The sequence below is a fragment of the Pseudomonas sp. GW821-FHT01C01 genome, from assembly GCF_059422645.1.
The window spans coordinates 1-14,943 of record NZ_JBWKXF010000047.1; the positions used below are offsets into that span (position 1 = coordinate 1).

General features: G+C 61.1%; 12 protein-coding genes. 7 read left to right on the top strand and 5 right to left on the bottom strand.

The window, feature by feature from the left end; translation table 11 throughout:
• Positions 1 to 95: 95 nt before the first annotated feature.
• The 3 genes from AC07XF_RS22765 to AC07XF_RS22775 all read right to left on the bottom strand — a co-directional run bounded on the left by AC07XF_RS22765 (position 96) and on the right by AC07XF_RS22775 (position 4,013).
• Positions 96 to 1,397 carry an NAD(P)/FAD-dependent oxidoreductase gene (locus AC07XF_RS22765; RefSeq protein ID WP_495028267.1) on the bottom strand — a complete coding sequence of 434 codons (1,302 nt, stop codon included), beginning with the start codon at positions 1,395 to 1,397 and terminating at the stop codon, positions 96 to 98.
• Positions 1,394 to 2,482, bottom strand: coding sequence for a polyamine ABC transporter substrate-binding protein (locus AC07XF_RS22770; RefSeq protein WP_495028268.1), 1,089 nt, complete (start codon positions 2,480 to 2,482; stop codon positions 1,394 to 1,396). The genes AC07XF_RS22765 and AC07XF_RS22770 overlap by 4 nt, the downstream gene beginning before the upstream one ends.
• Positions 2,483 to 2,654: 172 nt before the next feature.
• Positions 2,655 to 4,013 carry a glutamine synthetase family protein gene (locus AC07XF_RS22775; RefSeq protein ID WP_090455086.1) on the bottom strand — a complete coding sequence of 453 codons (1,359 nt, stop codon included), beginning with the start codon at positions 4,011 to 4,013 and terminating at the stop codon, positions 2,655 to 2,657.
• Positions 4,014 to 4,175: 162 nt separating this feature from the next.
• Here AC07XF_RS22775 and AC07XF_RS22780 point away from each other — a divergent pair, with 162 nt between their 5' ends.
• A complete protein-coding gene (locus tag AC07XF_RS22780) occupies positions 4,176 to 5,108 on the top strand; it encodes a helix-turn-helix domain-containing protein (RefSeq protein WP_495028269.1) in 933 nt (310 codons plus the stop codon).
• On the opposite strand, the gene AC07XF_RS22785 is transcribed toward AC07XF_RS22780, so the two are convergent.
• Positions 5,105 to 5,701 (bottom strand): cupin domain-containing protein, encoded by a 597-nt coding sequence (locus tag AC07XF_RS22785; protein WP_495028270.1) that lies wholly within the window; start codon positions 5,699 to 5,701, stop codon positions 5,105 to 5,107. The two genes, AC07XF_RS22780 and AC07XF_RS22785, sit on opposite strands and share 4 nt — an antisense overlap.
• 145 nt (positions 5,702 to 5,846) lie before the next feature.
• Positions 5,847 to 7,808 carry an oxidoreductase gene (locus AC07XF_RS22790; RefSeq protein ID WP_495028271.1) on the bottom strand — a complete coding sequence of 654 codons (1,962 nt, stop codon included), beginning with the start codon at positions 7,806 to 7,808 and terminating at the stop codon, positions 5,847 to 5,849.
• A gap of 317 nt (positions 7,809 to 8,125) precedes the next feature.
• Between AC07XF_RS22790 and AC07XF_RS22795 the strand changes: the two genes are divergently transcribed.
• The 6 genes from AC07XF_RS22795 (at position 8,126) to AC07XF_RS22820 (ending at position 14,890) form a co-directional block, all read left to right on the top strand.
• Positions 8,126 to 9,175, top strand: coding sequence for an ABC transporter substrate-binding protein (locus AC07XF_RS22795; RefSeq protein ID WP_495028272.1), 1,050 nt, complete (start codon positions 8,126 to 8,128; stop codon positions 9,173 to 9,175).
• Positions 9,176 to 9,386: 211 nt separating this feature from the next.
• Positions 9,387 to 10,175, top strand: a complete 789-nt coding sequence (locus AC07XF_RS22800; RefSeq protein WP_495028273.1) for a class II aldolase/adducin family protein — start codon at positions 9,387 to 9,389, stop codon at positions 10,173 to 10,175.
• 227 nt (positions 10,176 to 10,402) lie between these two features.
• Positions 10,403 to 11,050 carry a TetR family transcriptional regulator C-terminal domain-containing protein gene (locus tag AC07XF_RS22805; protein WP_007981565.1) on the top strand — a complete coding sequence of 216 codons (648 nt, stop codon included), beginning with the start codon at positions 10,403 to 10,405 and terminating at the stop codon, positions 11,048 to 11,050.
• A gap of 92 nt (positions 11,051 to 11,142) precedes the next feature.
• The gene (locus AC07XF_RS22810) at positions 11,143 to 11,859 is read left to right on the top strand and encodes a response regulator (protein WP_108229532.1); all 717 of its coding nucleotides are present in this window, start codon (positions 11,143 to 11,145) and stop codon (positions 11,857 to 11,859) included.
• Between the two features lie 5 nt (positions 11,860 to 11,864).
• Complete coding sequence (locus AC07XF_RS22815; protein WP_495028274.1) at positions 11,865 to 12,638, top strand: substrate-binding periplasmic protein; 774 nt, start codon at positions 11,865 to 11,867, stop codon at positions 12,636 to 12,638.
• Positions 12,635 to 14,890, top strand: coding sequence for an ATP-binding protein (locus tag AC07XF_RS22820; protein ID WP_495028275.1), 2,256 nt, complete (start codon positions 12,635 to 12,637; stop codon positions 14,888 to 14,890). The genes AC07XF_RS22815 and AC07XF_RS22820 overlap by 4 nt, the downstream gene beginning before the upstream one ends.
• Positions 14,891 to 14,943: the final 53 nt, after the last annotated feature.

Consider the following 14,943-nt stretch of genomic DNA (forward strand, 5'->3'; position numbering starts at 1 on the left):
AGCGGTGGGTCAGTCGACATCAATGTTGAATGTCCGACCGCTTTCGCGAGCAAGCCCGCTCCCACAGTAGGTAGGGGGCGCCCGGCAGAATTGTGTCAGCCGAGCATTTCCCGCATCCGATACCAGAACATGCCAATTGCCAGCAGTGGCGAGCGCAAGGCACGGCCGCCGGGGAAGGTCATGTGTGGCACGGCGCTGAACACGTCGAAGCCTTTGCTGTGTCCGGCATGGATCGCTTCGCCCAACAGTTTGGCGCACCAGTGAGTCACGTTCAGGCCATGACCGGAGTAGCCCTGGGCGTAGAACACGTTCGGGTGCTGGCTCAAGCGCCCGACCTGCGGGAAGCGGTTGGCCGAGATGCCAATCATGCCGCCCCACTGAAAATCAATGCGCGCTTTGGCCAGTTGCGGGAACACCTTGAGCATCTGCGGGCGCATGTAGGCAGCAATGTCCGCCGGGTCGCGCCCGGAGTAATGGCAGGCGCCGCCGAACAACAAACGCCGATCCGCCGAGAGCCGGTAGTAATCCAGTCCGACTTTCTGATCGCACAGCGCAACGTTGTGCGGGATCAGTTGCCTGGCGGCGTCTTCCGACAACGGCTCAGTGGCGATGATGTAGCTGCCTGCCGGGAGTACTTTGCCGCTGAGCTTCGGTTCGAGTTCCTCGAGATGGGCATTGCAAGCCAGCACCAACGTGCCCGCACGCACAGTGCCACCGGCACAGCGCACTTGCACGGTGCTGCCGTGGATCAACTCCAGCACCGGGCTCTGCTCAAAGATCTGCACGCCAAGGGACTCGGCGACTTTCGCTTCGCCGAGTGCCAGGTTCAGCGGATGCAGGTGGCCAGAGCCCATGTCTACCAGGCCGCCCGCGTAAACGCCGGAGTCCACCACGTGCTCACGGATCTGGCCAGGTTCGATCAAGCGGGTTTCATGGGCATAACCGGACTCAAGCAATTCAGAGTGTTCGGCCTTCAGCCCGGCGAAATGCGCCGGGGTGTTGGCCAGTTCGCAAAAGCCCCAGCGCAGATCGCAATCGATGCCGAACTCACGGATACGATTGCCGACCAATTGCACCGATTCCGTCCCGGCATGCTCCAGATACCGCACCCCTTCGGCTCCGACATGCCTGGCAAAACCGCTGACATCATGGCCGATGCCACGAATCAACTGGCCGCCATTGCGCCCGCTGGCACCCCAGCCAATCCGTCGGGCCTCCAGCAGGATCACCGAGAGTCCGCGCTGGGCCAGTTCGATGGCGGTGTTGATGCCGGTGAAACCCGCTCCGACCACACAGACATCCGCCACCAGGTCCGAGGCCAGCGCGGGACGCTGCTTCATGCCCCTGGCGGACGCCGCGTAATAGGAGAGGGTGTGTTCCTTGGTGTACTGATTCATTGGTTGGACTTCACTTTGCTCCACGAACGGGTCATCAAACGCATGATCGACTGGGGTGGAGTGGTGGAAATATAGAGCTTGTCGAGGACTGCCTGGGATGGGTAAACCTCTGGGTTGTTCACCAGTTCAGCGTCCATGTACTGCTTGGCGGCCGGGTTCGGGTTGGCGTAACCGACCGACGCGCTGACCTTGGCAATCACTTGCGGGTCCAGCAGGTAGTTGATGAAGGTGTGGGCCTGTTGCGGATTGCCGGCATCAGCGGGGACGGCCAGCAGGTCGAACCACAAATTCGCGCCTTCCTTGGGAATGGCGTAGGCGATGTTCACGCCGTTCTTGGCTTCCTTGGCGCGGTTGGCAGCCTGGAACACGTCACCCGAATAGCCGAAGGCTACGCAGATATCGCCGTTGGCCAGGTCCGACACGTATTTGGAGGAATGGAAGTAGGTGATGTAAGGGCGGATGGCCAACAACTTGGCTTCGGCCTTTTTGAAGTCCTCAGGGTTTTCGCTGCGCGGGTCCATGCCCATGTAGTTGAGGATCGCCGGGAACACTTCATCGGCCGAGTCCATCATCGATACGCCGCACGCGCTCAGCTTCTTGATGTTTTCCGGTTCGAACAGCACGGCCCAGGAATCGATGTGGTCGATCCCCAGCACCTGCTTGACCTTGTCGACGTTGTAACCGATGCCGTTGGTGCCCCACAGGTACGGCACCGAGTGCGAGTTGCCCGGATCGTTTTTCTCCAGCAGCGCCAGCAGTTTCGGGTCGAGGTTCTTGAAGTTCGGCAACTGCTCGCGATCCAGCTTGAGGAACGCGCCGGCCTTTACCTGGCGGGCGAGGAAGTGGTTGGACGGCACCACCACGTCATACCCGGTGCGACCGGCGAGCAATTTGCCCTCCAGGGTTTCGTTGGAGTCGAAGACGTCGTAGATCACCTTGATCCCGGTTTTGGCCTGGAAGTCGGCGAGGGTGGTTTCGCCGATGTAATCGGTCCAGTTGTAGACACTGACCTGGGGTTGAGCCTGGGCGCCGGCACTGAACATCGTTGCCAGCGCGACCGGAACCATGGATTTCAATAGACGCATATCGATACCTTTTAGAGTTATTGGATTCTTCAGGTGATGTCTGGATGTTCTCGCTCTCTGTAGGAGCGGGCTTGCCCGCGAAGGCGGTCTGTCAGTCAATGATGATGTTGAATGCACCGGCCTCTTCGCGGGCAAGCCCGCTCCTACAGGGAATGTGTGATCAGCGGGGTTATCAGACGCTGAGCATCAGGAACTCACGTTCCCAGGAGCTGATGACCCGTTTGAAGTTCTCGTGCTCGGCGCGTTTGACCGCGACATAGCCCCGTACGAACTTGCTGCCCAGGTAGCGGCTGATGGTGTCGCACTCTTCCATCTGGGTCAGGGCGTCCTCGATGGTGATCGGCAGGCGCAGGTTGCGACGCTCATAGGCGCGGCCCTGTACCGCGGCACTCGGTTCGATGCGTTCGACCATGCCCAGGTAACCGCACAGCAGACTGGCAGCAATCGCCAGGTACGGGTTGGCGTCGGCGCCCGGCAAACGGTTCTCGACGCGCATGGCGTCCGGGCTGGAGGTCGGCACGCGCAGGCCGACGGTGCGGTTTTCTTCGCCCCATTCGACGTTCACCGGTGCCGAGGTGTCCGGCAGGAAGCGGCGGAACGAGTTGACGTTCGGCGCGAACATCGGCAGCACTTTCGGGATGTACTTCTGCAAGCCACCGATGTGATGCAGGAACAGTTCGCTCATGTTGCCGTCGGCATCGGCAAAGATCGGCTGGCCGGTGGCAATGTCCACCACGCTCTGGTGAAGGTGCATGGCGCTGCCAGGCTCATCGCCAACCGGCTTGGCCATGAAGGTTGCCGCTACGTTGTGCTTGAGCGCCGCTTCACGCATGGTGCGCTTGAACACGGTGATCTGGTCCGCCAGGTCCAGCGCGTTGCCATGACGGAAGTTGATTTCCATCTGTGCCGGGCCGTCTTCGTGGATCAGCGTGTCGAGGTCCAGACCTTGCAGTTCGCACCAGTCATAGACGTCTTCGAACAGTGGATCGAATTCGTTGGCGGCATCGATGGAGAACGACTGGCGTCCGCTTTCGGCACGGCCCGAACGGCCCATCGGCGCCTTGAGCGGCAAGTCCGGGTCTTCGCAGCGCTGGGTCAGGTAGAACTCCATTTCCGGCGCGACGATCGGCCGCCAGCCTTTGTCGGTGTACAGCTGCAGGACTTTCTTCAGTACGTTGCGCGGCGACAGTTCGATCGGGTTGCCGAACTTGTCGAAGGTGTCGTGGATCACGATGGCGGTCGGCTCGATGGCCCATGGCACCACGTAAACGGCATCGGCGTCCGGCTTGCAGACCATGTCGATATCGGCCGGGTCGAGCAGGTCGTAGTAGATGTCGTCGTCGACAAAGTCCCCGGTTACCGTTTGCAGAAGGACACTTTCCGGCAGGCGCATGCCTCGCTCATGCAGGAACTTGTTGGTCGGTGCAATTTTGCCGCGTGCAATGCCGGTCAGGTCGCTGACGACGCACTCGACTTCGGTAATCTTGTGATCTTTCAGCCAAGTGAACAGCTGATCGAAAGGGACATTCATAAAGACCTCGTTATTGGTTTTATTAACGCCAGGAGAGGCCGGTTTCATCCGCCGGACACTTCCCCTGTAGCGCGTTGAGGTCTATCTTGGGCGACCCTTGCGGTTCCATCTATCCACTTTAAGCAGTACAAAACGCACCAAAAGAGTGCGTAAGGTCGCCCCATGACAGGTTCCAACTCCCTCCAGGTCCAAGCGTTCAACACCGCCGATGTCGCCGAGCAAATCCGCGCCACGCCGGGTTGGACTCAACATTACCAGCAGATGTCGCCGGGGCATTTTGCGGGTCTGGTGCGCTATCTGGATCTGCAGGGTGTGGAGATTTACGAAGAGTCGATGAACACCCGCGTCGAGCAGAATTTCAGCGCGCCCCAGGGCTCGCTATCGTTCTGTTTCGATCGCGGTGACAACGCGCTGTACGTGTTGAATGGCGAGAGCCGCAACATCTGGATCACCCCGGAGAACTACCAGGAAATCGCCGTGGTGTTCGGCCCGGAGTTTGTACAGCGTCACAGCCTGGACATCGCCCGGCTCGAAGGGCTGTTCATGGCGCCGCTCAACTCCCAGCAGAACGCGCTGTTCTGCCGTTGGCTCAGCGGGACGTTGACGCGGTTGTCGCAGACCTTCGATCCACCCAGCCGCGAAGCGCTGACCCAACAGTTGCTGGAAGACTGCCTGTTCATTCTCGACAACGCCTGTGTCGGCCTCGACCAGGGTGCCTTGCAGCGTCGGGCCGGGGAGCGGGCGATCATGAAACGGGTCGGGGAATGGGCGGCGGACACCCCGGAAGAACACCTCAACCTGTTGGAGCTGTCCCAGGTTGCAGGGGTTTCACTGCGCCAGTTACAGCATGCATTCAAGACCTACACCGGCATGGCGCCGACCCAATGGCTGCGTCTGCGTCGACTCAACAGCGCCCGCCGCGAATTGCTCTGCCGCACGCCGACGCAAACCACCGTGGCCGAAGTGGCCATGCACTGGTCGTTCTGGCATCTGGGGCGGTTTTCCAGCAGCTATCGCGCGCTGTTCAAGGAGTTACCGAGTGACACCCTCAAGCGTGCGAGTGTCATCCAGTCAAGCGGTCGCGGCCGACGTTAGAAGGTCGGCGGCGTAATCACCCAGATCACTACCGCATCGACATCGCCGGGGTTGCCGTAGCGATGCGGTTCCTGGCTGGAAAAGCTGAAGCTGTCGCCTTCATTGAGCTGGAAATAGCGCTCGCCGACCCACAGTTCGAAGCTGCCGGACAGCAGGTAACCGGCTTCTTCGCCTTCGTGGCTGTAGCTTTGCTGGCTGTAGGTGCCGGGCGGGAAACGCGAGTGCAGCATTTCCAGTTGGCGGTTGGCTTGCGGCGTCAGCAACTGGTCGACGATGCCGTCTTCGTAATGCACGTTCAGGCGGCTGTGCTTGCGCACGACAATGCCGTCATCTTCCGGGTCGGTGACCGCTTCGCTGGCGAAGAACCACTGGATGGTGACGCCGAGACTGCGGGCAATGTTGAACAGCGCCGGAATCGACGGGTAGGCGAGGTTGCGTTCCAGCTGGCTGATGTAGCCGGCGGTGAGTTCGCTCTGGTGCGCCAGTTCCGCCAGGGTCATGCCCCGACGCTTGCGCAGGCCGCGAATGCGTGTGCCGAGAAAATGCGGTTCGGCGTTGCCGGGTGCGGGCTGTGTGGTGCTTTTGTTGCTCATTGAGAGATCCAAACCGGGCCGAACGTGAACCCTTGTAGGAGCTGGCTTGCCAGCGAATGCTCCAGCTCGATGTATCTGATACACCGCCTTCGCTGGCAAGCCAGCTCCTACAAGGTGATTGGAAAGCCCCGGAGTATAAACAGCCTCAGAGCTCCCACGCGACTTTCAGGCCTTCATAAATCGCTTCTTCGGCGGTGCGCGGTGCCAGGCAGTCGCCGATGCGGCGAAACTCCACCAACCCTTGTAGCTCGGCGCCCAACGTATCCACCGGTTGATGGCCCTGGCACAACACCAGCGTATCGATGTTTTCCATCAGCATCGGTTCGCCACTGGCGGTGTGTTGCAGGTAGACCGTGTTGTCATCGCAGCCATACAGCCGCGCATACGGTGTGATCGGCACGCCCAGTTTATGCAGCTCGCCGGCCAGTTGATCGCGCACGTACAGTGGCAGGTTTTCCCCACAGTGGGTGCCATTGACCGCCAGTTGCACCTGATGCCCGGCGCGTACCAGGCGCTCGGCGATGCCAGGGCCGATCCAGTCGCAGCGCCAGTCGACCACCACCACCGAGCGGCCGATTTGTACTTCATCGCGCAATACTTGCCAGGCATCCACCACCTGCAGCTCACCGCCGCGTTCGAAGGGCGGCCAGTAAGGCTCGGCACCGGTAGCGACGATCACCATGTCCGGTTTTTCCTGTTCCACCAGCGCCCGGTTGACCCGGGTGTTGCGCACCACGCGTACGCCGGCCAGCTCCATTTCCCGCTGCAGGTTGGTGCTGGCACCGCCAAACTCACTGCGCCGTGGCAGCAGCTGCGCGAGCAACACCTGGCCGCCCAGTTGTGAACCGGCTTCGTAAAGGGTCACGTCATGTCCACGCTGGGCCGCGACGGCAGCGGCTTTCATGCCGGCCGGACCGCCGCCGGCGATCATGATGCGTTTGCGATTTATCGCTGGTCGGCGTTCAGCAAAAATCAGTTCGCGCCCGGTTTCCGGGTGCTGGATGCAGGAAATCGGCAAGCCTTTGTGAAAGTGCCCGATGCACGCCTGATTGCAGGCGATGCAGGCACGTACATCTTCAACGCGGCCGGTGTCGGTCTTGTTGGGCATCTGCGGATCGCAGATCAACGCCCGGGTCATGCCGCAGACATCGGCCTGACCCCGGGCCAGAATCAGCTCGGCTTCCTGGGGCTGGTTGATACGCCCGGTGACGAACAGCGGAATGTTCAAACTGGCCTTGAAAGTCCCGGCTTCCTTGGCCAGGTACGCCGCTTCGATCGCCATCGGCGGCACGATATGCACCGCGCCACCTAGCGACGCCGAAGTGCCGGCGACGATGTGCACGTAATCGAGCTGCGTTTGCAGCGACTGCACGGCGGCCAGGGATTCGTCTTCGGTCAGGCCTTCCGGGTCGCGCTCGTCGGCGGAGATGCGCAGGCCGATGATGAACTGCTCATCGGTCGCCGCACGCACGGCTTTGATGACTTCACGCAGGAAACGCAAGCGCTGTTCCAGCTCACCGTTGTAGCCATCGGTACGCCGGTTGACCCGCGGATTGATGAATTGCGCCGGCAGGTAACCGTGGCTGGCCACGACCTCGACACCATCGATTCCAGCCTGATGCAGGCGCCGGGCCGCAGCGGCATAACCGGCGACGATTTCGTCGATCATTGCTTGATCGAGTGCGCGGGGCATCACGCGGAAGCGTTCGTTGGGCACCGACGATGCGGAGTAGGCCACCGCCAGCAGGCCATCGCTGGACTCCATGATCTCCCGCCCCGGATGGAACACCTGGGACAACACCACGGTGCCGTGGGCGTGGCAGGTTTGCGCCAGTTTGCGGTAGCCCTCGATGCACGCATCGTCGGTAGCCATCAGCACGTGGGAGGTGTAGCGCGCACTGTCGTGCACGCCGGCCACTTGCAGCACGATCAGCCCGGCGCCGCCTTCGGCACGCGCCCGGTGATAGGCGATCAATTGTTCATTGACCAGGTTGTCGGTGGGCATCGACGTGTCGTGCCCGCTGGACATGATGCGGTTTTTCAGGCGCTTGCCACGGATCTCCAGGGGTTCGAACAGGTGCGCGAAGGCAGGTGTCGAGGTCGGCATGGTGCAGTTACTCCAGGCAGGCTGACCTGTGTAGGAGCGAGCTTGCTCGCGATGGACGTTAACGATAACGCTGGGTACCTGACACCCCGCGGCGTTCTCAGGCCCATCGCGAGCAAACTCGCTCCTACAGAGGTAGCAGGTTTTGTGTGTTGTTATTATTGGCCTATAGAAATTTACCTTAAGTAAAAAATCAACTTGTTTTTTTACTGTGCCTTGCAGTAATTTTGCTTCGAGCCCGTTCCTGGGGCTTACCTCACAACAATAAAAAAGGGCCTGAGCGGCATCTGTCCGCAGGGCACCTGCAAGAGGAACCACTGATGACATCGAAAACGCTCAAGCACGGTTTTTATCCTTTGGTGCTGACCTGCGCCTTGGGCCTGGGCAACGCTCAGGCAGCATCGGACATGGTGGTGGTCGGATACGGCGGAGCCGGACAAAAAGCCCAGGACGTGGCGTTCTTTCAACCGTTCGCCGCCGTGGATCAAAGCAAAGTGATCCAGAGCGAATACAACGGCGAGATGGCCAAAATCAAAGTGATGGTCGACACCGGCAACGTCGACTGGGACGTAGTGCAGATTGAAGGCCCGGACTTGATGCGTGGCTGCGAGGAAGGCATGTATGAGCGGCTGGACTGGACCCGTCTGGGCCACGCCGACCAGTTGATCCCCGACGCGGCGCAGGAATGCGGTTCCGCTGCGCTGGTGTGGAGCGTGGCGATTGCCTACGACACCGACAAACTGGCCCAGGCCCCGACCTCGTGGGCAGACTTCTGGGACGTGAAGAAAACCCCCGGCAAACGTGGATTGCGTAAACGCGCGGTGTACAACCTGGAGTTTGCTTTGCTGGCGGACGGGGTCAAAACCGAAGACGTCTACAAAGTACTCGGCACCCCGCAAGGCGTGGACCGGGCATTCGCCAAGCTCACTGAACTCAAGCCTTACATCCAGTGGTGGGAAGCCGGCGCGCAACCGCCGCAATGGCTGACCGCCGGCGATGTGGTGATGACCTCGACCTACAGCGGGCGCATCGCCGACGCGGCGCAGAAAGGCAGCCACCTCGGCCTGGTCTGGCCCGGCAGTCTGTATGGCATGGATTACTGGGCAATCATCAAGGGCTCCAGGCACGTGGATCAGGCCAAGCGTTTCATCGCCTTCGCCAATCAGCCAGACGCCCAGGTCAACTACGTGCAACAGATCCCTTATGGCCCGACCAACATCCAGGCCGCCGCACGGCTCGACGACAAGCTGGCGCAATGGGTGCCCACCGCGCCGCAGAACCTCAAGGGCGCGTTGTCGATGAACGTCGGCTTCTGGGTCGATCATGGCGAAGAGCTGGAAGAGCGTTTCAACGCCTGGGCCAGTAAATAACCTGACTGTATAGGCGCTGGCTTTGTAGGAGCTGGCTTTGTAGGAGCTGGCTTGCCAGCGAAGACGATCTCATGGTCGGCGCAAGTCTCAAGGCCGCCTTCGCTGGCAAGCCAGCTCCTACAGAATGGCGTTAGCCATATCCGTGGCTGGACGTACCCTAGCGTCCAGCCTTACTGTCCGCCCCAGCCGATCAGCCTGGAGAACCACGACCATGAACAACATCGCCAGCCACTTGGCCCCTGAGCGCAGCGCCACCGAGCAGCGCCTGCGTGAGGAACTGGCGGCCTGCTACCGCCTGATTGCGCACTTTCGCATGACCGATTTGATCTTCACCCACATCTCGGTGCGCATTCCGGGGCCGGAGCATCACTTTCTGATCAACCCTTACGGGCTGATGTTCGACGAGATCACCGCGTCCAATCTGGTGAAAATCGATCTTGATGGCCACGCTGTAGAGCCATCGCCGTACCCGGTGAACCCGGCCGGTTTCGTGATCCACAGCGCCATTCATGGCGCCCGTGAGGATGCGCAATGTGTGCTGCACACCCACACCAAATCCGGGTGTGCGGTGGCAGCGTTGAAGTGCGGGTTGTTGCCGGTCAATCAGATTTCCATGGAGTTCTATGGCCGCGTCGCTTACCACGACTACGAAGGCGTGGCGCTGGACTTGAGCGAGCAACAACGGCTGGTGTCGGACATGGGTGACAAGCCGGTTCTGATGCTGCGTAACCACGGATTGCTGACGGTGGGCGAGACGGTGAGCCAGGCGTTCCTGCGCATGTACTACCTGGAAAAAGCCTGTGAAATCCAGTTGGCGGCCATGGCGGCGGGAGAGATCGTACTGCCATCGGCGCAGGTTTGTGAGCATACCGAGCGTCAGTTCAATGATCCGGGGCGGCCGTTGGATGAAGGTGAACTGAGCGATCCGGATGCGATGCAACTGGCGTGGGCAGCATTGTTGCGAATGCTGGATCGAGCGGCGCCGGGTTACCGCGACTGATCCAGATTCTATGTTGTTTCAACTGGCCTCTTCGCGAGCAAGCCCGCTCCCACAGGGAATTGCGTCGTATGCAAAACCCTGTGGGAGCGGGCTTGCTCGCGAAGGGCGCGCCACGGTCTTTCAGATTGGCAAGTGACTGGAGACTTCCCCCGCTCTTGCTGTACAGTCGTTCAGCCCGCCGCTAACCCGCGCAGGCCCAAACGATTGAACCAAGGAGCGTGTCGCCCATGAACCAGGAAGCCCGTTTTTCCCGCATGGAACCGGAGTTGCGCAAAGCCAACCTGATCGAGGCGACGCTGGTGTGCCTCAAGCGTCACGGCTTCCAGGGCGCGTCGATCCGCAAGATTTCCGCCGAGGCCGGGGTCTCGGTGGGGCTGATCAGCCATCACTATTCCGGCAAGGATGAACTGGTGGCCGAAGCCTATATGGCGATCACCGGGCGGGTCATGACTCTGCTGCGCGACGCCATGGAGCAAGCCGCACCGAATGCCCGGGAGCGGTTGTCGGCGTTTTTCCGCGGTTCGTTCTCTGCCGAATTGCTCGATCCGCAACTGATCGATGCGTGGCTGGCGTTCTGGGGCGCAGTGAAAACCGCCGAGGCCATCAACCAGGCCCACGATCATTCCTATGGCGAGTATCGCGGCATCTTGCGCAAGGTGTTGGCGGAACTGGCCCAGGAGGAGGGCTGGGAAAACTTCGACGCCGACCTCGCCGCCATCAGTCTCAGCGCCTTGCTCGATGGCTTGTGGCTGGAGTCCGGGCTGAACCCCGGCACCTTCACCCCGGAACAGGGCATCCAGATTTGCGAGGCCTGGGTCGACGGTTTGCAGGCCGGCGGACGCCAGCGTTTTTGCGTACAGACGAGCGACTGTTGATCAGTTGTTCAGCACTGGATACTCTCTGGCGCCGATGCAGGAAAACACTCTAATAAGAAACTGGCCTTCGGGCCTGAGCCGGACACCAAGCGATGACTCCTCGGGTATTGATCGTCGATGACGATCCGCTGATTCGCGATCTGCTGCACGCCTACCTGTCCCAGGAAGGCTACGACGTCCATTGCGCTGCCACGGCGGAACTGGCGGAAACCTTTCTGGCCAGCCAGACCGTGGACCTGGTGATGCTCGACATCCGCCTGCCGGGCAAGGACGGCCTGACCCTGACCCGCGAGCTGCGGGTGCGTTCGGAAGTCGGGATCATCCTGATCACCGGGCGCAATGATGAAATCGACCGCATCGTCGGCCTCGAATGCGGCGCCGATGACTACGTGATCAAACCCCTCAATCCAAGGGAACTGGTGTCCCGGGCGAAAAACCTGATTCGCCGGGTACGTCATGCCCAAACGCCACAGCCGGCCGTTGCGGCGGCCAAACCGGTCAAGCAGTTCGCCGACTGGTCACTGGATACCGACCGCCGTCGCCTGATCGATCCGTCCGGCAACGAAACCCTGCTGACCCACGGCGAGTACCAGTTGCTCAGCGTGTTCCTGCGCAACAGTGGCCACACCCTCAGCCGCGACCAGTTGATGGACCAGATCCGCAACCGCGAATGGGTGCCCAACGATCGTTCCATCGACGTGTTGGTCGGGCGTCTGCGCCGCAAGTTGCACGACGATCCGGCCGAACCCCAGTTGATCATCACCATTCACGGTGCCGGTTACCTGTTCACCGCCGGCGTGGCGGCCTGAACCTGATGGCGCGATGGCTTTGCCTGCTGGCGGTGCTTGTGGCCGGCCATGCCGTCGCGGCGGACAAGGTTCGCTATTGCGATTACCCGGTCTACCCGCCAGTGTCCTGGAGCGATGGCAAGCAGGTGCGCGGCCTGGCACCGAACGTGGTGAAAAACCTGTTCGGCCAGTTGGGTTACGAGGTCGAGATGGTCGTGCTGGGCAACTGGAAACGCTGCCTGCTGGACGCCGCCGAAGGCCGGGTCGATGTGGTGCTGGCCTACAGCACCGCGCAACGGGAGCAGAGCATGCTGTTTTCGACGGTGCCGGTACTGCGTGAAGAAGTGGCGCTGTTCATCAACCGTCAACACCCGGTGAAATTCGAACAACTGGACGACCTGGCCCATTACCGCGGCGGCCTGTTGTTCGGCGAGAGCTACGGTGTGGAGTTCGATCGCATGGTTGCGCGCAACAACAATATCGAATGGGTTTCCGACAGCCACCAGAACTTCGGCAAGCTGATTCGCGGACGCATCGATTTCATTACCCAGGAGCGGCGCACCGGCCAGTTGTACGTGGAAAACCTGCCTGGCGGCCAGGACATCGTTGCCTTGCCCAAGGCATTGAGCGTGGACTATTTGCGGATCGCCGTATCACGGCGCTCGCCATTGGCCAATCGCATGCCCGAGATCGATGCGCAGTTGCAGCGTATGGTCGATGCCGGTGACATCGAGCGCTGGCTCAACGAGAGCGAAGTAACCTACCGCGACATGATCAAACTGCCGGCGGATGCGCAATGATTCGCGCGCGTCCTGGTGGACTATTGCGGCGCCTGTTGCTGTTCATTCTGCTGTTCAGCCTGTGCTTCACCGTGCTGGCCAGCAGCGTGCAACTGTACATCGAGTATCGACGGGAAATGCGCGACATCGATTCGCGCATGGAACTGATCCGCGCCGGTTATCTGGCCAGCCTGGAACGCAGCCTGTGGGACTTGAACCAGGAACAGCTGAACGTGCAGTTGCGCGGACTTGTGGATTTCTCCGACGTCGCGCGGGTGCACTTGACCAGCGCTGATTTCGACCTGCAGCAGGGCAATCCAGCACCCACGGGACCGCTGCGTATCGAGCGCTTTGCCCTGGACTATCAGCCGCCGTCCGGCCCTTTGCGCAACCTTGGCGAGCTGGAGGTCAGTACGGATCTGGGGGCGGTGTACCAGCGTCTCTACGCTACCGGGTTGACCAGCCTGTTGTGGATGGCGGTGTTTCTCTGCGGACTCGCGGTGGCGTTGTCGGGGCTGTTTTATCGACTGGTGACCCGGCACCTGAAAGTCATGGCCGAGTTTGCCCGGCGCATCGCCGCCGGTGAATGGCAGGAGCCCTTGCACCTGGACAAGCGCCGCGGCAGTGACGAAATCGACACCGTGGCCCACGCCCTGGACGACATGCGCCGGGCAATCCTGCGGGATATCGAGCGCCGGGAAACCGATCGCCTGGCCTTGCAGGACAACCGTGACGAACTGCTGAAAATGGTCGAGCGCCGTACCGCCAGCCTGATGCGCGCCAAAGACGAGGCGGAAGCCGCCAACCTCGCCAAGTCGCGGTTTCTGGCGACCATGAGCCATGAACTGCGCACGCCCCTCAATGGCATCCTCGGCATGGCCGAACTGCTGCGCGGCGCACGTCTGGATGCGCAGGACAGCAAACGCCTGGATGCCTTGTACAAGGCCGGCGAAGGCTTGCTGACGATCCTCAATGAAGTGCTGTACTTCGCCAAACTGGAGGAGGGCGTCAGCCACCCTGAACCGGTGGATTTCTCGCTGCGCCAATTGCTTGATGAGGTGCTGACACTGTTGGAACCGCGAGCGCTGAACAACGATACGATCCTGAGTTGCCGGGTCGATCAGCGGATTGCCAAGCAACACCACGGCGCCGAGCAGTTCCTTCGTCAAGTGCTGAGCAACCTGTTGGCCAACGCGATCAAGTTCACCGAGGGCGGAGAAGTCAGCGTCGAGGTGGCGCTTCTCACCGAAACGGGCGATCAGCCGGGGCAGCGCCTGCGAGTCAGTGTCACTGACGACGGCATCGGCATTGCCCCGGCGATGCAGGCGAAGATTTTCGAGCGTTTCACCCAGGCCAGCGAAGAAGTGGCCCAGCGATTTGGCGGTACGGGGTTGGGGTTGGCAATCTGCAAACACCTGGTGGAGCAGATGGGCGGCTGCATCGGCGTGGACAGTGAAGTGGGGCGCGGCAGTTGCTTCTGGTTTGAACTGTCCTTGCAGCCGGCCAGTGGTGTGGCTGAGATTGAGCCGGTTCGGGTGGTGGGGCCGGCACTGAAAATCCTGGTGGTCGAAGACGTGGCGCTCAACCGCGAAGTGGCCAAGGGCTTGCTGCTACGGGACGGCCATCAAGTGTGGCTGGCCGAAGAGGCGGAACAGGCGCTGGAACACTGCGCGGCGCAGGCTTTCGATCTGCTGTTGCTGGACGTGCATCTGCCGGGCATCAGCGGTGTCGAGTTGTGCCGACAGATCCGCAACCTCGACGGGCCGAACCGCAACACCCGCATCTTCGCCCTGACCGCCAGCGTGCAACCGACACTGGTGCGCGGTTATCTGGAGGCCGGCATGGACGGCGTCCTGGCCAAGCCCTTGAAACTGGAAAACCTGCGCCAGGTGCTGGAAGGGCAATCACCCATCGAAGAATCGCCTGCGGGTGATGAAACGATGGATTGGCCGTTGTTACAGACCCATCGCACCTTGCTCGGTGCGCAAAAGGTCCAGGGTCTGCTGGCGGTGCTGCGCGACTCGATCCTGCAGCACCGCGATGCGCTAAGTGAAGCCATTGCCGCCGACGACTGCACCGAGGTCGCGCAACTGGCTCACCGTCTGGCGGGTAGCTGCGATTCGCTGGGCTTTCGTGCCTTGGCCACCACGTTACGGGCGCTGGAGACGTTGGCGCTGGTCAACGATGAGTCGGCGATCCAGCGAATGACACCGGAACTGGATGAGCAATTGCAACACGCGCTGCAGACCCTCAAAGGCCTGTTGCAGAGCTGACGTACAAGTTTGTTACGACTTTGTACAACTTCGATCCTTACGGTCAACGCGAA